At 60.6% G+C, this 17,067-nt stretch carries 19 protein-coding genes; 7 read left to right on the top strand and 12 right to left on the bottom strand.

Annotation, left to right across the window (positions count from 1 at the left end; all coding sequences use genetic code 11):
- Positions 1-158 precede the first annotated feature (158 nt).
- The 6 genes from KUA23_RS00270 to prlC form a co-directional block, all read right to left on the bottom strand.
- Complete coding sequence (locus KUA23_RS00270; RefSeq protein WP_078046235.1) at positions 159-1,217, bottom strand: PA0069 family radical SAM protein; 1,059 nt, start codon at positions 1,215-1,217, stop codon at positions 159-161.
- Between the two features lie 81 nt (positions 1,218-1,298).
- Positions 1,299-2,597 (bottom strand): cytochrome c, encoded by a 1,299-nt coding sequence (locus KUA23_RS00265; protein ID WP_252993275.1) that lies wholly within the window; start codon positions 2,595-2,597, stop codon positions 1,299-1,301.
- 12 nt (positions 2,598-2,609) lie between these two features.
- Positions 2,610-4,394, bottom strand: a complete 1,785-nt coding sequence (locus tag KUA23_RS00260) for a GMC family oxidoreductase (RefSeq protein ID WP_078046233.1) — start codon at positions 4,392-4,394, stop codon at positions 2,610-2,612.
- Positions 4,395-4,396: 2 nt separating this feature from the next.
- A complete protein-coding gene (locus KUA23_RS00255; RefSeq protein WP_078046232.1) occupies positions 4,397-5,149 on the bottom strand; it encodes a gluconate 2-dehydrogenase subunit 3 family protein in 753 nt (250 codons plus the stop codon).
- 301 nt (positions 5,150-5,450) lie between these two features.
- Positions 5,451-5,726: a YheV family putative zinc ribbon protein gene (locus KUA23_RS00250; protein WP_010207776.1), complete on the bottom strand. Its 276-nt coding sequence runs from the start codon at positions 5,724-5,726 to the stop codon at positions 5,451-5,453.
- Positions 5,723-7,822 carry an oligopeptidase A gene (gene prlC / locus KUA23_RS00245; RefSeq protein WP_177409482.1) on the bottom strand — a complete coding sequence of 700 codons (2,100 nt, stop codon included), beginning with the start codon at positions 7,820-7,822 and terminating at the stop codon, positions 5,723-5,725. Before prlC ends, KUA23_RS00250 begins: the two co-directional genes overlap by 4 nt.
- Positions 7,823-7,876: 54 nt before the next feature.
- Between prlC and KUA23_RS00240 the strand changes: the two genes are divergently transcribed.
- Positions 7,877-8,419: a gamma carbonic anhydrase family protein gene (locus KUA23_RS00240; RefSeq protein ID WP_016978759.1), complete on the top strand. Its 543-nt coding sequence runs from the start codon at positions 7,877-7,879 to the stop codon at positions 8,417-8,419.
- Complete coding sequence (locus KUA23_RS00235; RefSeq protein ID WP_078046229.1) at positions 8,416-9,075, top strand: HAD family hydrolase; 660 nt, start codon at positions 8,416-8,418, stop codon at positions 9,073-9,075. Before KUA23_RS00240 ends, KUA23_RS00235 begins: the two co-directional genes overlap by 4 nt.
- Before the next feature lie 93 nt (positions 9,076-9,168).
- Here KUA23_RS00235 and KUA23_RS00230 read toward each other — a convergent pair whose 3' ends face one another.
- Entirely contained in the window at positions 9,169-10,212 is a 1,044-nt protein-coding gene (locus tag KUA23_RS00230; protein ID WP_214497102.1) for an aminopeptidase, read from the bottom strand.
- Positions 10,213-10,354: 142 nt separating this feature from the next.
- Here KUA23_RS00230 and KUA23_RS00225 point away from each other — a divergent pair, with 142 nt between their 5' ends.
- Positions 10,355-10,777: a PA0061/PA0062 family lipoprotein gene (locus KUA23_RS00225; protein WP_252993274.1), complete on the top strand. Its 423-nt coding sequence runs from the start codon at positions 10,355-10,357 to the stop codon at positions 10,775-10,777.
- Here KUA23_RS00225 and KUA23_RS00220 read toward each other — a convergent pair whose 3' ends face one another.
- Together KUA23_RS00220 and KUA23_RS00215 are read right to left on the bottom strand one after the other, a co-directional pair.
- Positions 10,778-11,017, bottom strand: coding sequence for a DUF1161 domain-containing protein (locus KUA23_RS00220; RefSeq protein ID WP_010207769.1), 240 nt, complete (start codon positions 11,015-11,017; stop codon positions 10,778-10,780).
- A 236-nt stretch (positions 11,018-11,253) separates the two neighbouring features.
- On the bottom strand, positions 11,254-11,685 hold the full coding sequence (locus KUA23_RS00215; RefSeq protein WP_010207768.1) for an OsmC family protein: 432 nt from the start codon (positions 11,683-11,685) through the stop codon (positions 11,254-11,256).
- A 217-nt stretch (positions 11,686-11,902) separates the two neighbouring features.
- Between KUA23_RS00215 and KUA23_RS00210 the strand changes: the two genes are divergently transcribed.
- Positions 11,903-12,904: an LLM class flavin-dependent oxidoreductase gene (locus KUA23_RS00210; RefSeq protein WP_099493303.1), complete on the top strand. Its 1,002-nt coding sequence runs from the start codon at positions 11,903-11,905 to the stop codon at positions 12,902-12,904.
- A 61-nt stretch (positions 12,905-12,965) separates the two neighbouring features.
- Here the strand turns inward: KUA23_RS00210 and KUA23_RS00205 are convergent, their stop codons facing one another.
- Both KUA23_RS00205 and KUA23_RS00200 read right to left on the bottom strand, forming a co-directional pair.
- Positions 12,966-13,193 (bottom strand): DUF1161 domain-containing protein, encoded by a 228-nt coding sequence (locus tag KUA23_RS00205; RefSeq protein ID WP_078046225.1) that lies wholly within the window; start codon positions 13,191-13,193, stop codon positions 12,966-12,968.
- 115 nt (positions 13,194-13,308) lie between these two features.
- A complete protein-coding gene (locus tag KUA23_RS00200) occupies positions 13,309-13,524 on the bottom strand; it encodes a dodecin (RefSeq protein WP_003187305.1) in 216 nt (71 codons plus the stop codon).
- A gap of 156 nt (positions 13,525-13,680) precedes the next feature.
- Here KUA23_RS00200 and KUA23_RS00195 point away from each other — a divergent pair, with 156 nt between their 5' ends.
- Positions 13,681-14,007, top strand: coding sequence for an ElaB/YgaM/YqjD family protein (locus tag KUA23_RS00195; protein WP_003170746.1), 327 nt, complete (start codon positions 13,681-13,683; stop codon positions 14,005-14,007).
- Positions 14,008-14,012: 5 nt separating this feature from the next.
- Here KUA23_RS00195 and KUA23_RS00190 read toward each other — a convergent pair whose 3' ends face one another.
- Positions 14,013-14,912, bottom strand: coding sequence for a LysR family transcriptional regulator (locus KUA23_RS00190; RefSeq protein WP_078046224.1), 900 nt, complete (start codon positions 14,910-14,912; stop codon positions 14,013-14,015).
- Between the two features lie 110 nt (positions 14,913-15,022).
- On the opposite strand from KUA23_RS00190, the gene trpB reads away from it, so the two are divergent.
- Positions 15,023-16,249 carry a tryptophan synthase subunit beta gene (trpB, locus tag KUA23_RS00185; protein WP_078046223.1) on the top strand — a complete coding sequence of 409 codons (1,227 nt, stop codon included), beginning with the start codon at positions 15,023-15,025 and terminating at the stop codon, positions 16,247-16,249.
- Complete coding sequence (gene trpA, locus KUA23_RS00180) at positions 16,249-17,058, top strand: tryptophan synthase subunit alpha (RefSeq protein WP_252993273.1); 810 nt, start codon at positions 16,249-16,251, stop codon at positions 17,056-17,058. Before trpB ends, trpA begins: the two co-directional genes overlap by 1 nt.
- Positions 17,059-17,067: the final 9 nt, after the last annotated feature.

Raw genomic sequence — 17,067 nt, 5'->3', positions numbered from 1 at the left:
AAAACGCCAGGGGCCAGAGTGCCGACTCATCAGTCACTCGCTGAACAAGGTAACCGTCGAAACTTAACTCAAACTGAATGAACCGCTCTAGGACGCGGGTTTCAGTGATGTCAAAACGCGACTATCCCTACAACACCAGGGCATTCCGCCCGTTCAGTCTACAACAAAGCCATCTGTCTGCCGGGTGGACAAAAAGCGCTGCAATCCAGGTTGAAGCCTTCTCGCCGGTTGAGCCCCAGGCGTTTGATCGCCTTGCTGAAGCGCTGGGCGAGCAAATCGGCAAACGGGCCTTCACCACGCATGCGCACACCAAAGCGGCTGTCATACACCTCACCACCGCGCACCTGGCGCACCAGGCTCATGACATGGGCCGCGCGTTGCGGGTAATGGGCCGCCAGCCACTCCTCGAACAATGGCGCCACCTCCAGGGGCAGGCGCAGCATCATGTACGCCGCACTTTGCGCACCCGCCGCGTGGGCTTCGGTCAACAGGCTTTCCAGCTCACTGTCGTTGATCATCGGAATCATCGGCGAACACAGCACACCCACCGGGATCCCCGCGTCGCGCATCACCCGGATCGCCCGCAACCGCGCCTTGGGCGCCGCCGTACGTGGCTCCAGGATGCGCTTGAGTTCGTCGTCCAGGCTGGTAAGGCTGATCATCACGGCCACCAGTCGCTGGCGGGCCAGTTCGGTGAGCAGGTCCAGATCGCGCAAAATCAGCGATCCTTTTGTGATGATCGTTACCGGGTGGCGATAGCGCAGCAGGACTTCCAGGGTTCGCCGGGTGATCTTGTACTCGCGCTCGATCGGCTGGTACGGGTCGGTATTGGAGCCCAGGTTGATCGGCGCACACACGTAGCCCGGCTTCGACAGTTGCTGTTCCAGCACATCGGCGGCATTGGTCTTGGCGATCAACCGGGTCTCGAAATCCAACCCCGGCGACATGTCCCAATAGGCATGGCTGGGCCGTGCATAGCAGTAGATACAGCCATGCTCGCAGCCACGGTAGGGGTTGATCGAGCGATCAAAGGGCAAGTCCGGCGAGTTGTTGCGGGTGATGATGGTCTTGGCCGTCTCTATGCGCACTTCGGTGCCCTGGGTCGGCGGCACTTCCTGGAACCAGCCGTCATCCTCGACCACGCTGACCGTGGGCGAAAAGCGGTTATGCAGGTTGGTGGCCGTGCCCCGGCCTCGGGGTGGCAGCGGAGTAGACATGAAAGCGCCTCGATACTGTTTTTATATACAGTATCGAGGCGCAAGGTTTCTGACCAGTCCCGTTTGGCGGCCAGGGAAGGATCAGTGCTTTTGTGTTACCTGCCCCAAGTCATCGCCGGAGGTAGTGCGCATATCGTTCTTGCGCAGGTCCGCCACTTCGCTGGCGTTGACTGGCGCGCCCTTGTTGCCCCAACTGCCACGAATGAAACTGACCACATCGGCGACTTCCTGATCCGACAGGCGCCAGGCGAACGCCGGCATGGTGAAGGTGGATGGCGTCGTGTGGGTCGCCGGCAAGGTGCCGCCGTTCAACACGATGTTGATCAATGACGTGGCATCCGCCGTCTGCAGCACCGGGTTGCCCGCCAACGCCGGGAACACACGTGTATAACCATGGCCATCGGTACGGTGGCAGGCGGCGCAGTTGTCGATGTACACCGAGGCGCCACGCTGACTGTCATCGCCTTTCCACAGGGCATCCGCTGCCTGCTTGTCGTACTGGTGCGGCTGATCCTTGGGGTCCACCGCCGGCAGGCTCTTGAGGTAACGGGCGATCGCCGTCAGGTCATTTTCCGACATGTACTGCATGCTATGGACGACAACATCGCTCATGCCACCAAACACCGCGCTACGATCACTGCGACCGGTCTTGAGGAATTGCACCAGTTGCTCCTCGCTCCAACTGCCCAGGCCGTCCTTGTGGTCACCGCGCAGGCTCTTGGCGATCCAGCCTTCCAGCGGCGCACTGCCGGACAGGAAAGCGTTGCCATCAGTGGCGCTCAGGGCTTTTTCCTGCATGGTCAACGCCCGTGGCGTATGGCACGCGCCGCAGTGGCCGAGGCCTTCCACCAAATAGGCACCGCGGCTGATCACCGGGTCGGCAGTGGCTTGCGCCGGGTGCTCCTCGACAGCCGGCGCGAACATCCAGCGCCACGCCGCCAGCGGCCAACGCATGCTCAAGGGCCACGGAATATCGCTGTCCTTGTTCTTCTGGGCAACGGGCTCAACGCCCTTCATGAAGTACGTGTACAACGCCTTCATGTCGCTGTCGCTGACGCGAGCATATGACGGGTAGGGCATCGCTGGGTAAAGGGTACTACCGCTCTTGGCGACGCCATGGCGCACGGCCTTGTCGAAGTCTTCGAAGCTGTAGTCGCCCAGGCCGGTCTTGTCCGGAGTGATGTTGGTGGAATAGATCACGCCAATGGGGGTTTCCATTGGCAGGCCACCGGCGAAGGGCTTGCCACCCTTGGCAGTGTGGCAGGCCACGCAGTCACCGGCGCGTGCCAGGTATTCGCCTTGCTTGATCACGTCGGTTTCGGCGGCGCTCACTGAGCAACTGCTGAAAAGGGCGAAGGTGGCGATAACAAGTGCTTTCATGGTCATCGCTCCTTATGCCTGAACCAGTGGGCCGGGGTTTTTCAGGTACTGCTCGCGGATTGCCCGGGCCGACCAGTAGGTCAGCGCCGCCACCAGGCCGGTAGGGTTGTAGCCCAAGCCTTGTGGGAAAGCGGATGCGCCTGGGACAAACACGTTGTGCACATCCCAGCACTGCAGATAACGGTTCAGCGCGCTGGTTTTCGGGTCGGTGCCCATGATCGCGCCGCCGTTGAGGTGGGTGGTCTGGTAGGACGCTGTATTGAAGTGCTCACCGACCTTTTTGCCCAACACCGCAATCGCCTTGGGGTTCATCGCCTCGGCGACCTTGCCCATTTTCTCGACCATGAAGCGGTTCATCTTGATGTCGTTTTCCTGCCAGTCGAACGTCATGCGCAGCAACGGTAGGCCATAGGCATCGCGGTAAACCGGGTCCAGATCCAGGTAGTTGCCCCGGTAGGATTGATGGGCGCCATGGGCATCCATCGACACTTGGTGGGTGTAGTAATCGGCGGTGGCGCGCTTCCAGGCGCTGCCCCAGGCTGGAGTACCCGGCGGGTTCGAGGTGCCGGCAATAGGTCGGCTGCCAGCCTGGTTCACCCACATCGGCGAACCGCCCACAAAGCCGTGGGGCCCATGGTCGAAGTTGTCGGCGTTGAAGTCATCGATGGCCACGCCATTGCCGCCCGCACCGATGAAGTTGTTGGTGTGGGTGTCCTTGTCGAAGAACGCCTTGATGGTCGCCATGTTCTGGTAGGCGAAGTTCCTGCCCACCACGCCTTCATTGGTAATCGGGTCGTACGGCTTGCCGATACCGGAGAGCAGCATCAGACGCACGTTATGGAACTGGAACGCGCCGAGGATCACCAAGTCCGCCGGTTGCTCGCATTCGCGGCCCTGGGCGTCGATGTAGGTCACGCCGGTGGCTTTGCGCTTGGTGCTGTCGAGGTTGACCTTGAGCACGTGGGAATTGGGCCGCAGCTCAAAGTTCGGCACCTGGCGCAACGCCGGCAGGATATTCACGTTCGGCGAGGCTTTGGAATACATGTAGCACACGTAGCCACTGCAGAAGCCGCAGAAATTGCACGGGCCCATCTGCGCACCATAAGGGTTGGTGTAAGGCCCCGAGGTATTGGCTGACGGCAGGTTGTAAGGCTTATACCCGACGCTGGCCGCCGCTTTCTGAAACAGCTGTGCGGAGACGGTGTTCTTCTGCGCTTCCAATGGGAAGGGGTTGGAGCGATCCGGTGCATAAGGGTTGCCGCCACGGCCTTCGCCGACCAACTGGCCCTTCACGGTCCAGGCTTGGCCGGACGTACCGAAGACTTTTTCCGCATAGTCGAAAAACGGCTCCAGCTCTTCATAGCTCACGCCGAAGTCCTGGATGGTCATGTCCTTGGGGATGAAGTTTTTCCCGTAGCGTTCCTCGTAGTGGCTGCGCATACGCAGTTCAATTGGATCGACACGGAAATGCACCCCCGACCAGTGCAGGCCCGCCCCGCCCACGCCGTTGCCCGGCAAGAACGCACCCAACTGACGGTTAGGCAGGGCAACATCATTCACGCTATGACGAATGGTCACCGTCTCCTTGGAGATGTCCTGAAAGAGCTTCTTACGCACGCTGTAGGTCAGTTCGTCGATGACCTGGGGATAGTTGCCGTCCGGGTATGTGTCCTGCATCGGGCCGCGCTCCAGCGCAACCACGTTGAGGCCCGCTTCCGTCAGTTCCTTGGCCATAATCGCGCCGGTCCAGCCGAAGCCTACGATCACTGCATCCACTTTCTTCATGATGGTCGCCACGCTTATGCCCTCTCGCCGCGGATTGAAACGGCCGGGAAGGGGTACTGCTCGTTGCGTTCCACCCAGTCCATGAAATCGGCGCGGGCGCCGGGGAAACCGATCATGGTCCAGCCGACCATGCCTTTATTGCCGCCGTGGATCGGGTCGCAGAAGAACCCTTCCTTGGTGTTTTGCAGTAACAGGTTGAAGAAAATCTTCGGCGGCACCGCGTCAAAATGCGCGGTCACCTCACTGCCGCCGGCTTCGAGACGGTGCAACATATCGTCTCGGGTAGCGCTGTCTTGCGCAGCAAAAACCTTACCGTTGAACGCCTTCGACCAGGCATCCGTCGCGGCAATGCCCAGGCGATAGATATCCTTGGGCACCAGTTTGCTCTGCCAGCCCATTTCCGGCGGCGCGTCGGCGTTGAACGGGCCCTGCATGAACCACAACGCACCGCTGGCGTAAGGGGTATTCATCTGGCGGTCGATGTATTCCGGCGCACCCGCTTCCAGGGCACCCGGGCCTTGGGCATCGGCGGGGATCAAGCGCTCGACGGCGGCGTTGATAAACGCCCATTCCTCGGCGGTGAAGTACGTGGGCTCGTAGGCCTTTTCGCTCGCCACAGGCTTGGCGGGCGCCGCCTGGGCCGGCTCGGGCGTAGCCATCAGCATCGAACCGCCAAGGCCGGTGCTGGCAACCGTGACCACCGGGATCAAGGTCAAGGATTTGCGCAAAAAGTCACGCCGGGGGTTGTCTTGATCTTGATCAGACATGGTGGCACCTCATCATGTGGTCACGGGTTATCAGCCGCTTCTGGGAGCGGCTTCTGATTTTTTTCAGCAGCGAATTGGATCCAACCGACCCAAGGAGATAGAACGCAGCGGCAATCAATAGTTACAAATGATAGCAGGCTAAGGATGTAGAGAATCGATTCAGCGACCTAAGTCGAATAAATGCGGGCAAAAAAAGTGGGAGGAGGCTTGCTCCCGATGGTGGTTTATCAATGCCAATAGGCTGGCTGATACACCACCATCAGGGGCAAGCCCCCTCCCACATTAGGTCTGCGTACGCTGGCTAGTCTTTTTTCAGCTTCGGATTAGGAAAGAACTGCACCGCCTGCACTTTTGGGTCCGCAGGGGCTTTCAACGCCGAGGTATTCACCCGGGTGCCCAATTCCTTGGGCACCGACAGACCCTGGTCATTCAAGGTGTCGGTGTAACCGCACGCCACGCACTCACGGTGTGGCACGTTGTCTTCGGTCCACATCTTCAGCTTGTCCGGCTCACTGCACGCCGGGCAGACCGCCCCGGCGATAAATTGCTTTTTGGTAATCACAGGCCCTTCACTCATGCTGCCGCGTCCTCACTCAGGCCGCTGTGGCGCAAGAGTGCGTCAATCGACGGCGCACGTCCGCGGAAGTCGACGAACAGCACCATTGGCGCCTGGGAGCCGCCACGCGCGAGGATGGCTTCGCGGAAGGCGCGGCCGGTTTCGGCATTGAGCACGCCGTCTTCCTCGAACTTGGAGAAGGCATCTGCCGACAGCACTTCAGCCCACTTGTAGCTGTAGTAACCCGCGGCGTAACCACCCGCAAAGATGTGAGCAAAGCTGTTGGGGAAGCGATTGTAGGCCGGCGGACGCATCACCGACACCTCATCGCGCACGCCTTCCAGCACCTGCGCCACACTGCGGCCATCACCGTGAGTGGCATGCAGTTCGAAGTCGAACAGCGAGAATTCCAGCTGGCGCACCATCATCAGGCCGGACTGGAAATTCTTCGCCGCGAGCATTTTTTCCAGCAGATCCTGTGGCAATGGCTCGCCGGTTTCATAGTGACCGGAGATCAGCGCCAGGCCTTCGGGCTCCCAGCACCAGTTCTCCATGAACTGGCTCGGCAGCTCCACCGCATCCCAGGCCACGCCGTTGATGCCGGACACACCAGCGTGTTCAACGCGGGTCAGCAGGTGATGCAGGCCGTGGCCGAATTCGTGGAACAGCGTGGTGACTTCATCGTGGGTCAGCAGGGCAGGCTTGCCGCTGTCAGCCGGGGTGAAGTTGCACACCAGGTTGGCCACCGGGCTTTGCAGTACACCGTCTATCGTGCGGCGACGGTCGCGGGCGCCGTCCATCCAGGCACCGCCACGCTTGTTGGCGCGGGCGTAGAGGTCGAAGAAGAAGCGACCGACATGCTGGCCGTTTTCCTTGATTTCAAACAGGCGGACATCCGGGTGCCAGGTGTCGAAGCCTTTCTGCTCGGCGATCTCGATGCCGTACAGGCGCTGCACAATGGCGAACAGGCCGCCCAGCACTTTGTCGATCGGGAAGTAGGCGCGCAGGGCTTCCTGGGAGACGCTGTAGCGCTGCTCACGGAGTTTCTCGCCGTAGAAACCGCTGTCCCAGCTTTGCAGGTCGGCGCAGCCTTGTTCGGCGGCGTAGGCCTTGAGCTGTTGCAGGTCCTGGACGGCAAACGGCTTGCTGCGCTTGGCCAGGTCGCGCAGGAAGCTCAGCACCTGGTCACTGGACTCGGCCATCTTGGTCGCCAGGCTCAGTTCGGAGAACGACGCGTAACCGAGCAACTGGGCCAGCTCCTGACGCAGGTCGAGGATCTGTTCCATCACCGGGCCGTTATCGTTCTGACCGGCATTCGGGCCTTGGTCCGACGCTCGGGTGCAGTAGGCCGCGTAGACCTCTTCACGCAGGGCACGATCCTGGGCGTAGGTCATCACCGCGTAGTAGCTCGGGAATTCCAGGGTGATCAGCCAGCCGTCGAGGCCTTTGGCCTGGGCAGCGGCAGCCATCTGCGCCTTGGCCGAGTCGGTCAGGCCGGCGAGGGTGGCCTCATCAGTCACGTGTTTGGTCCAGGCCTGGGTGGCGTCCAGCAACTGGTTGGAAAATTTGCTGCCCAACTCGGACAGTTTGCTCTGCACTTCGGCGTAGCGCTTTTGCTGCTCGGGCGGCAGATCGATGCCGGACAGGCGGAAGTCACGCAGCGAGTGTTCCAGGATAGTTTTCTGCGCCACATCGAAACCGGCGGCTTCCGGGCTGTTGGCCAGGGCTTCGAAGGCCTGGAACAGCGCGCGGTTCTGGCCCATCTCGGTGGAGTAGGCGCTCAACGCCGGCAGGCAGCCTTCATAGGCTTCGCGCAGTTCAGCGCTGTTGCACACGGCGTTGAGGTGGCTGACCGGGCTCCAGGCAGCACCGAGGCGGTCATTCAGTTCGTCCATGGCCAGGACCAGGCCGGCCCACGTCGGATTTTTACCCTGGCTGTGCAGGATGCCTTCGATGGCAACGCGGTTGTCGGCGAGGATCTGTTCAATGGCCGGCTGGACGTGCTCGGCACGGATCGCCGAGAACGGCGGCAGGTCGTAGGACTGCAGAAGAGGGTTGTTCGCGCTCACGGTTGGCACCTTGGCTGAAGAAACATGTAAGAACAAAGATGGGGCCATCTTAATTACAATCAACGTCCACCGCAGCTATCAGCAGAAGAGAGAGAGGCTATCGTGACCCTTCGCACCTATCAGAACCACACGCCAGCCCTGGGCGCCGGGGCTTTTGTCGATATCTCGGCGGTGGTGATCGGCGACGTCGAAATCGGCGCCGACAGCTCGGTCTGGCCGCTGACCGTGATCCGCGGCGACATGCACCGCATCCGCATCGGTGCGCGCACCAGCGTGCAGGACGGCTGCGTGCTGCACATCACCCACGCCGGTCCTTTTAACCCGGACGGCTTCCCGCTGTTGATCGGCGACGACGTGACCATCGCCCACAAAGTCATGCTGCATGGCTGCACCGTGGGCAACCGCATCCTGATCGGCATGGGCAGCATCGTGATGGACGGCGCCGTGGTGGAAGACGACGTGATCATCGGCGCTGGCAGCCTGGTGCCGCCAGGCAAGAAACTCGAAAGCGGCTTCTTGTACGTGGGCAGCCCGGTTAAACAAATCCGCCCACTGACTGACAAGGAGCGCGCCTTTTTCACCTACAGCGCCGCGAACTACGTGAAGCTCAAAGACCTGCACCTGGCTGAAGGATTCGACCGATGACCCTGCACTACCAAACCGTGCTGTTCGACCTGGACGGCACCCTCACCGACCCGCGCGAAGGCATCACCCGCTCGATCCAGTACGCCCTCGGCAAACTCGGCATTGATGAGCCGGACCTGACCAAGCTGGAACACTTCATCGGCCCACCCTTGCTGCAAGCCTTCATGCAGTTCTACGGCTTTGACGAGGCCAAGGCCTGGGAAGCGGTGAATTTCTATCGCGAGCGCTTCAAGGTCACCGGCCTGTATGAAAACCGTGTGTTCGACGGCGTGATGCCGCTGTTGGAAGACCTGAGCGGCCAAGGTCGCCAGCTGTACGTGGCGACGTCCAAGCCGTGGGTATTTGCCCGCGAGATCGCTCGGCACTTCGATTTCGCCAAGCACTTCAAGGTGATCTACGGCAGCGAATTGGATGGCACACGCACCAATAAGGTCGAGCTGATTGCCCATTTGATCAACGAAGAGCATCTGGACCCGGCCACCACCCTGATGATTGGTGACCGCAAGCATGACCTGATCGGTGCGCGCAGCAATGGGCTGGATTCGGCAGCGGTGGGGTATGGGTTCGGCAGCTTTGAAGAATTGAATGCCGAGGCGCCGACTTGGCATTTTGAGACATTGGCGCAGATGCACCAGGCATTTTTGCAGCGGCCTTAAAATAACTATCGCAGGCAAGCCAGCTCCCACAGTTGAAAGCGTTCTCATGTTGAAAATCGGTCAACTGTGGGAGCTGGCTTGCCTGCGATGGCCCTAAAGGCCACCACCTTGCAAGTGCCTCAACGCCGCCTTGCGCTGCTCCACCGGCAACCCTCCCAACCGTTCCACCGCCGCATAAAACCTCACCCAATCCCCACCTTCCTGCGCAAACAACGCCGCAAACGCCGGCACCCACTGGTCGTACAGCCCAAATGGCAACAGCCGCGCATTGTTCATGGGCTGGTTGATCCAGGCGTCATAACGTTTATCGCCGCCCCATTGGCTGTCGCGCAGTTGCCGGTAATCGCTGCGCAAACGCTCGAATTGCGCCGCCTTGGCCTGACGCATCGCATCCTCAGCCAAGGGTTGGGCGTAGAGCGTTTGCAAGCGTTGACGGGTATCGAGGACCAACTGGATAAACTGGTCACGCTGTTTGGACGTGGACAAGCTATCAGGCGCCAGCCCCCGCGCAGCGCGCCATTGGCGTGTACCTTCCTGCTCGACGAAATTGGCAAACGACTCATTGAACTCGGTGTCGTCCTTCACATAGAAACGCTGGTGCGCCAGCTCATGGAAGATCAGCGTGGCCAAGCGTTCATCGCCCCAGTTCATCATTGAATTCATGATCGGGTCGTTGAACCAACCCAAGGTGGAATACGCCTCGACGCCGCCTATCGAGACGTCCATGCCCTGCTGCTTCAGCAACGCAGCCTCGCCACGCGCCGCGCCCTGGTTGTAATAGCCGCGATAGGCCACACAGCCGGCGATGGGGAAGCAATGGGTTTCGGGGGACAAGGAAAATTCCTGCGTGGCAAAGACATTCCAGACCACATAGGGCCGGCCGATGTCGGCGTACAACCTGTAACTCTGGTTGTCAGGCAGGTGCAGGTGTTCACTGGCGAACGTGCGCGCCTTTTGCGATTGCACCAGGTGCTCGCGCAATAAGGCAGGGCGGGAGGGGTCGGCAATCACCTGAGCCACCGGCTCCCTGGCCCGCAGCAACTGCCACTGACCGCTGGCCAATTGACCGTAGTAACTGACACTGGAGCAGCCGCTGAGCAGCACAACCATCAACCCTGGAAGAAAACGCCTGACCATGCCCCGACCACTCCTGGGTAATTTGCTCGCCAGACTATCGTGCCTGCGCGGAATTTTTCCACGGCATGACGTGTTTATACTCATAGGGAGCCTGCTGCCGTCGGCGCCGGGCTCCATTCTCTCCTTTCGTCGAGTGCCTGCCATGCGTCAGCTCTTGTTTCCCGTCGCCGCCTTGTTCCTCAGTGCCTGCACGACTACCCCCGTTCCACCGGCGGATCCGCAGCAAGCCTGGGTCGATTTCACCACGCCAACGCCGGGCTCCAAGCTGGTGATGGCGCAGCGTCTGGACGGCAAGAACCTGGATGACGGACGTTTCTTCCAATTTCCGCCCGGCCATCACGAATTGATGGTGCGCTTCGACTTTGAAGTCCCGGCGGGTGGCGGTTTGGGTGGGCTGAGCCAGATGATGTACCGCACCTGCTTCATGACCCTGCAATACGACCACTTCCAGGCCGGCCAGCGCTATGTGCTGGAAGGGCGCTCGTTGGCCTTCACACCCAATATCCGGTTGTATGACTCGGCGCGTCAGTTGCTCGCGGAGGAACGCAGCGTCAACTGCATCTGATCAGTCGTTGTTCTTCTGGTAGACGATGGCCTTGGTGCCATTCTCACAGCTGCCGACAACCATGGCGCTGTCGTGCTTGTCGGCTTCTTCCTTGCTGACGATCTCCAGGGTGTAGGACGGAACCGCATTAGCCTGGATCTTGACCTCGATCTCTTTCCTGAGCTCTTCGCAGTCTTTTGGTGCGGCCACAGCCGATGTGGCCAATACACCGCAGATGATCGCCAAGGCAAAACGTTTCATGTTTGAAGCTCCCTAAATGCATTGCGCACGGGTGTGCGGCTAAGGCTGCATAGGCTATAGGACCACATCGGTGAAACACGAGTTCTGATTTAACGCATAACTAAATGTCGGAACGACCTCTGTGGGAGCCGCGCTTGCCCGCGATGCAGTTGCCTCGGCTTCGCAGTGACTCCGAGGTGATGCTTTCGCAGGCAAGCCAGCTCCCACAGAAACCGGCTGCTACAGGTTTAGCGGTGTCAGTTTACGAGCGTGGCATCCAGGCTGATTTTTGCATTCAGCACCTTGGACACCGGGCACCCTTCCTTGGCCTTTTTGCTCAACTCATCGAACTGCGCCTGGCTTGCGCCCGGAATCTTGGCCTTGAGGATCAAGTGCACGGCGGTGATCGCAAAACCACCGTCGACCTGGTCCAGGGTCACTTCGGCCTGGGTGTCGATGCTGTCAGCCTTGAGCCCGGCATCGCCGAGAATCATGGAGAAGGCCATGGAGAAACAGCCGGCGTGGGCCGCCCCGATCAGTTCTTCCGGGTTGGTGCCCTTGCCACCCTCGAAACGCGCCTTGAAGCCGTAGGGCGCTTCACGTAGCACGCCGGTTTCCGTGGAAATGGAACCCAGACCAGTCTTCAGGTCACCTTCCCAATGCGCGGATGCTTTTTTCACGATACTCATAGCGGTCTCCTCGAACGGTGGTTTTGCGTCAGTAAGGGTTCTGAGAGTAGTCGGACTGGCAAAGTTCATCCTGTCGGAGAAACCTAGCAATACAGTAGGAATTTTCCTAGCGTGCTATTGAATCTCGGGTATATGCCCTCATTGCATAGGTATGCACATGAAGCGGCAGGTTTTGGTTCGTCTATAAAGCCTGCGGCCCCCTTGGAGAAGCAGGCTTATGAAATCGCTGTCCGACGTAAAGTTCTCGACCCTCGACCTGGTGCCCGTGCGGGCCAATGGCAGCCCGGCGCAGTCGCTGCGCAATTCCCTGGACCTGGCCCAACATGTGGAAAAGTTCGGCTACAACCGTTTCTGGGTGGCCGAACACCACAACATGGACGGCATCGCCAGCTCCGCGACCTCGGTGCTGCTGGGATACCTGGCCGGTGGCACTTCGACCATTCGCGTCGGTTCCGGCGGCGTGATGCTGCCCAACCACGCGCCCCTGGTGATCGCCGAGCAGTTCGGCACCCTGGAGAGTCTCTACCCTGGCCGTATCGACCTGGGCCTGGGCCGTGCGCCCGGCTCTGACCAAATGACCGCCCGCGCCCTGCGCCGTGAGCGCTCCGGCAGCGCCGATGAATTCCCGGAAGATGTCGCCGAGTTGATGGCCTACCTCGGCCCACGCACGCCCGATCAACGGATCATTGCCGTACCGGGTACCGGCACCAATGTGCCCGTGTGGCTGCTGGGCTCCAGTCTGTTCAGCGCACAGCTGGCTGGCGAGCGCGGCTTGCCCTACGCCTTCGCTTCGCACTTCGCACCCCGCCTGATGCATGAGGCGATTCGCGTGTACCGCAACCACTTCAAGCCTTCAGCAGTGCTGGACAAACCCTACGTGATGCTCGGCATTCCGTTGGTGGCGGCGGACACCGATGAGCAGGCCGACTACCTGGCCACCTCCGTGTATCAACGCATTCTGGCGCTGATGCGCGGGCAAAGCCTGGTGCAGCGCCCACCGGTCAAAACCATGGACGGCCTGTGGCTGCCCCATGAAAAAGACGCAGTGGGTAGCTTCCTCGGCCTGGCCATGGTCGGTAGCCCGGCGAAGATCCGCGCCAAACTGGAAGTGCTGATCGAGCAGACCGGCGCTGATGAGCTGATCTTTACCTGCGACCTGTACGAACACGCCGACCGGATTCATTCCTACGAGTTACTGGCGCAGTTGATGAAGGGCTAAAAACTTCAGGCGAAAAAAAACCGACGCACTTGCGTCGGTTTTTTATGTCTGCAACACGGGATTAACCGCGCTTGTAGGCAATTTCCTTGGTACCACCTTCGCAGCTGCCGACCACTGTGTGATCGCTCGGCGCAGCGCCTTTTTCCACCACTTCCAGCGAATAACCCGAAGCGCCCTTGGCGTCGATTTTCGCTGCAATTTCGCTTTTCAGCTCTTCACAAGGCTTGCCCGCCGCCAGGGCTGTGCCTGCAATGCTCAACAAACCTACCGCTAACAGGAACTTCTTCATCCGTTACTTTCCTTGCGCTGATCTAATAGAGCGTGCCGACGCGCGTGGCGTCGGCACCCATTGGTTGTAGCGCAGGTTATGGCAATCGGCCAGTCGGCAAGTTCAACCGAGGTGATCAACTACTGGCAATACGGAACCCCACTTTGAGGGTGACTTGGAAGTGCGCCGCCTTGCCGTCCTTGATGTGACCACGGGTTTCAGTCACCTCGAACCATTCCAGGTGCTTGATGCTTTTGTTGGCTTCGGCCAAGGCATTGTTGATCGCGTCTTCAATGCTGGTGGCGGACGAGCCGACCAATTCGACTTTCTTGTAGGTGTGATGATCACTCATGGCAATTCTCCTAAGGGTCGTTAAGCAAGCGTAGCAGTCAATGTTCGTACTGCTTCTGGCGACCATTCCTACCCGAAAGTTCAGATTTACTGCACTTTCTGAAACGGCCGCAGTCGGTATCTACACACGCCACTCAATCATTTCAGGAGAGTCCACATGGCCAACACTTCTTTACGCAAAGCGTCGCTGGAAAGCATGGAAGCCGAGATTTCGAGCCTGCTCAAGTCCCTTGAGAGCCTCAAGGACGATGCGTCCGACGAGTCGCGCAAAACGCTGAAGGCCCTGAAAAGCAATGCCGAGAATGCCCTCAAGCACTCCCGTCATCTGATCAGCGATGCCTACGAAGAAAGCAAAGTCAAAATCCGCGAAACCGGTGTTGCAACCCGCGATTACGCACAAGAGCACCCATGGACCACAGCCGGCGTCGCTGTCGGTGCACTGGGCCTGCTGGCAGCCTACCTGCTGTGCAAACGCGGTGACTGATAGTTTTACCGGCCAGGCTGGCGCAACAGCTCAGCCTTGAGCCACTGCGCCAGTTGCCCGGCGCGCCCGTCTGCGGCGCGCTTGGGTAGCCACAACGCCAGGTGCGCCGGGGTTTTGCTGAAACCCCACGGCGCCACCAGGCGACCCGCGCGCAGGTCCTCTGCCACCAGCGGTTCCGGCGCAATCGCTACACCCAATCCTGCTACCGCTGCCTCCAGCAAATAATACAAATGCTCGAACCCCTGGCCGTGTTTCAACGCGTCGGGCGCGATGCCGTGTTGCTGCGCCCAACTGGGCCAGGCTTGCGGGCGAGACGTGGTATGTAACAACGCTTCATCACACAAGGCCTGGGCGGGTGCCTGGCGCAAGCGCTCGTAGCCGGCAAACCGTGGGCTCATCACCGGGCCGATGCGTTCACTGGCCAATTCATACACCTGCATGTCCGCGGGCCAGGGTGGCTCGGCAAACACCAGCAGGGCATCCAGTCCTGGACGGCGAGGATCGAGATCACCGTCACCCGCCGACAGGTGCAGGCGCAGGTCCGGCAGGTCCGCGTTCAAACGGCCCAGGCGCGGGATCAACCAACGCGCCAGCAAACTGCCCGAACAGCCAAGCACGAAAGGTGCATCGGCACCGGCCTGGGTCAGCTCTGCACACACATCCCGCAACCGCTCGAACGCTTCGGCACTGGCATCGCGCAGGCGAACACCGGAATCTGTGAGTTTAAGGCCGCGTCCATCCTTGACGAACAAACTCACCCCCAAGTGCTCCTCCAGCACCTTCAACTGTCGGCTGACGGCGCCGTGGGTCACGTGCAACTGCTCGGCGGCCTGGCTGACGCTGTTCAGCCGCGCGGTGGCTTCAAAAGCGCGCAAGGCATTGAGGGGAGGAAGGTCTCGGCTCATCTGTGAGTTTTCCTGACAGGTTTCGGCGATCTTATCGGTTTTCAGCACCGCATGTGAGGGGTAGAGTGGCCGTCATTGCCTCTCACACGAATTATTTCCTGGAGCGCCCCATGACTCAGTCCCAGACCGATCTGCGCAACGGCCCTGACGCCAACGGCCTGTTTGGCGCGTTCGGCGGCCGCTACGTCGCTGAAACCCTGATGCCGTTGATCCTCGACCTGGCCCGCGAATACGAAGCGGCCAAGGAAGATCCTGCATTCAAAGAAGAATTGGCCTACTTCCAACGCGATTATGTTGGTCGTCCAAGCCCGCTGTATTTCGCCGAGCGCCTGACCGAGTTCTGCGGCGGCGCCAAGATCTACCTCAAGCGCGAAGAGCTGAACCACACCGGCGCGCACAAGATCAACAACTGCATCGGCCAGATCCTGCTGGCCCGGCGCATGGGCAAGAAACGCATCATCGCCGAGACCGGCGCCGGCATGCACGGCGTAGCCACTGCCACCGTGGCTGCACGCTTCGGCCTGCAATGCGTGATCTACATGGGCACCACCGACATCGAGCGCCAGCAGGCCAACGTGTTCCGCATGAAGCTGCTGGGCGCTGAAGTGATCCCGGTGGTGGCCGGCACCGGCACCCTGAAAGACGCGATGAACGAAGCCCTGCGTGACTGGGTGACCAACGTCGACAGCACCTTCTACCTGATCGGCACCGTGGCCGGCCCGCACCCGTACCCTGCGATGGTGCGCGACTTCCAGGCCGTGATCGGCAAGGAAACCCGCGACCAGTTGCAAGCCCAGGAAGGCCGCCTGCCGGACAGCCTGGTGGCGTGCATCGGCGGTGGCTCCAACGCCATGGGCCTGTTCCACCCATTCCTGGATGACACCAGCGTCGAGATCATCGGCGTGGAAGCCGCCGGCCACGGCATCGAGACCGGCAAGCACGCCGCCAGCCTCAACGGCGGGGTACCCGGCGTACTGCACGGCAACCGTACCTTCCTGCTGCAGGACGACGATGGCCAGATCATCGACGCCCACTCCATCTCTGCTGGCCTGGATTACCCCGGCATCGGCCCGGAACACGCGTGGTTGCATGACATCGGGCGCGTCCAGTACACCTCGGTGACCGACGACGAAGCCTTGGACGCCTTCCACAAATGCTGCCGCCTGGAAGGCATCATTCCTGCCCTGGAAAGCGCCCACGCCCTGGCCGAAGTGTTCAAACGCGCACCGACCCTGCCGAAGGATCACCTGATGGTGGTTAACCTGTCTGGCCGTGGCGACAAAGACATGCAGACCGTGATGCACCACATGGAAACCGCCAAGCAGGAGAAACACTGATGAGCCGCCTGCAAACCCGCTTCGCACAGCTTAAAGAACAAAACCGCGCCGCCCTGGTGACCTTCGTCACCGCCGGCGACCCGGGTTATGACACCTCCCTGGCGATCCTCAAGGGCTTGCCAGCCGCTGGCGCCGACGTGATCGAGTTGGGCATGCCCTTCACCGATCCAATGGCGGACGGCCCGGCCATCCAACTGGCCAACATCCGCGCGCTGGAAGCCAAGCAGAACCTGCTGAAAACCCTGCAGATGGTCCGCGAGTTCCGCCAAGACAACAACGACACGCCGCTGGTGTTGATGGGCTACTTCAACCCGATCCACAAATACGGCGTGCCGCAGTTCATCGCCGACGCCAAGGAAGCCGGCGTGGACGGCCTGATCGTGGTCGACATGCCGCCCGAGCATAACGGCGAGCTGTGCGACCCGGCCCAGGCCGCTGGCATCGACTTTATCCGCCTGACCACGCCGACCACTGACGATGTGCGCTTGCCGACAGTGCTGAATGGCAGCTCCGGTTTTGTGTACTACGTGTCAGTGGCCGGCGTGACCGGCGCCGGTGCCGCGACACTGGAGCACGTGGAAGAGGCCGTGACCCGCCTGCGTCGCCACACCGACCTGCCGATCAGCATCGGTTTTGGTATCCGTACACCGGAACAAGCAGCGGCCATTGCCCGCCTGGCCGACGGTGTGGTGGTGGGTTCGGCGCTGATCGATCACATCGCCAACGCCAGCAACGACCAGCAAGCCATCGATGGCGTGTTGGGCTTGTGTGCAGCGCTGTCGGAAGGTGTGCGTAACGCTCGTAAGTAAGCGCCCCGT

This window comes from Pseudomonas pergaminensis, assembly GCF_024112395.2.
GTDB lineage: Bacteria > Pseudomonadota > Gammaproteobacteria > Pseudomonadales > Pseudomonadaceae > Aquipseudomonas > Aquipseudomonas pergaminensis.
This window is presented reverse-complemented; position numbering and strand designations above follow the sequence as displayed.

Excerpts from the sequence above, each read along its gene's own strand:
- KUA23_RS00270 (WP_078046235.1), bottom strand. The coding sequence starts at position 1,217 with ATGTCTACTCCGCTGCCACCCCGAGGCCGGGGCACGGCCACCAACCTG.
- KUA23_RS00265 (WP_252993275.1), bottom strand. The coding sequence starts at position 2,597 with ATGAAAGCACTTGTTATCGCCACCTTCGCCCTTTTCAGCAGTTGCTCA.
- KUA23_RS00255 (WP_078046232.1), bottom strand. The coding sequence starts at position 5,149 with ATGTCTGATCAAGATCAAGACAACCCCCGGCGTGACTTTTTGCGCAAA.
- KUA23_RS00250 (WP_010207776.1), bottom strand. The coding sequence starts at position 5,726 with ATGAGTGAAGGGCCTGTGATTACCAAAAAGCAATTTATCGCCGGGGCG.
- prlC (WP_177409482.1), bottom strand. The coding sequence starts at position 7,822 with ATGGCCCCATCTTTGTTCTTACATGTTTCTTCAGCCAAGGTGCCAACC.
- KUA23_RS00235 (WP_078046229.1), top strand. The coding sequence starts at position 8,416 with ATGACCCTGCACTACCAAACCGTGCTGTTCGACCTGGACGGCACCCTC.
- KUA23_RS00230 (WP_214497102.1), bottom strand. The coding sequence starts at position 10,212 with ATGGTCAGGCGTTTTCTTCCAGGGTTGATGGTTGTGCTGCTCAGCGGC.
- KUA23_RS00225 (WP_252993274.1), top strand. The coding sequence starts at position 10,355 with ATGCGTCAGCTCTTGTTTCCCGTCGCCGCCTTGTTCCTCAGTGCCTGC.
- KUA23_RS00220 (WP_010207769.1), bottom strand. The coding sequence starts at position 11,017 with ATGAAACGTTTTGCCTTGGCGATCATCTGCGGTGTATTGGCCACATCG.
- KUA23_RS00215 (WP_010207768.1), bottom strand. The coding sequence starts at position 11,685 with ATGAGTATCGTGAAAAAAGCATCCGCGCATTGGGAAGGTGACCTGAAG.
- KUA23_RS00210 (WP_099493303.1), top strand. The coding sequence starts at position 11,903 with ATGAAATCGCTGTCCGACGTAAAGTTCTCGACCCTCGACCTGGTGCCC.
- KUA23_RS00205 (WP_078046225.1), bottom strand. The coding sequence starts at position 13,193 with ATGAAGAAGTTCCTGTTAGCGGTAGGTTTGTTGAGCATTGCAGGCACA.
- KUA23_RS00200 (WP_003187305.1), bottom strand. The coding sequence starts at position 13,524 with ATGAGTGATCATCACACCTACAAGAAAGTCGAATTGGTCGGCTCGTCC.
- KUA23_RS00195 (WP_003170746.1), top strand. The coding sequence starts at position 13,681 with ATGGCCAACACTTCTTTACGCAAAGCGTCGCTGGAAAGCATGGAAGCC.
- KUA23_RS00190 (WP_078046224.1), bottom strand. The coding sequence starts at position 14,912 with ATGAGCCGAGACCTTCCTCCCCTCAATGCCTTGCGCGCTTTTGAAGCC.
- trpB (WP_078046223.1), top strand. The coding sequence starts at position 15,023 with ATGACTCAGTCCCAGACCGATCTGCGCAACGGCCCTGACGCCAACGGC.
- trpA (WP_252993273.1), top strand. The coding sequence starts at position 16,249 with ATGAGCCGCCTGCAAACCCGCTTCGCACAGCTTAAAGAACAAAACCGC.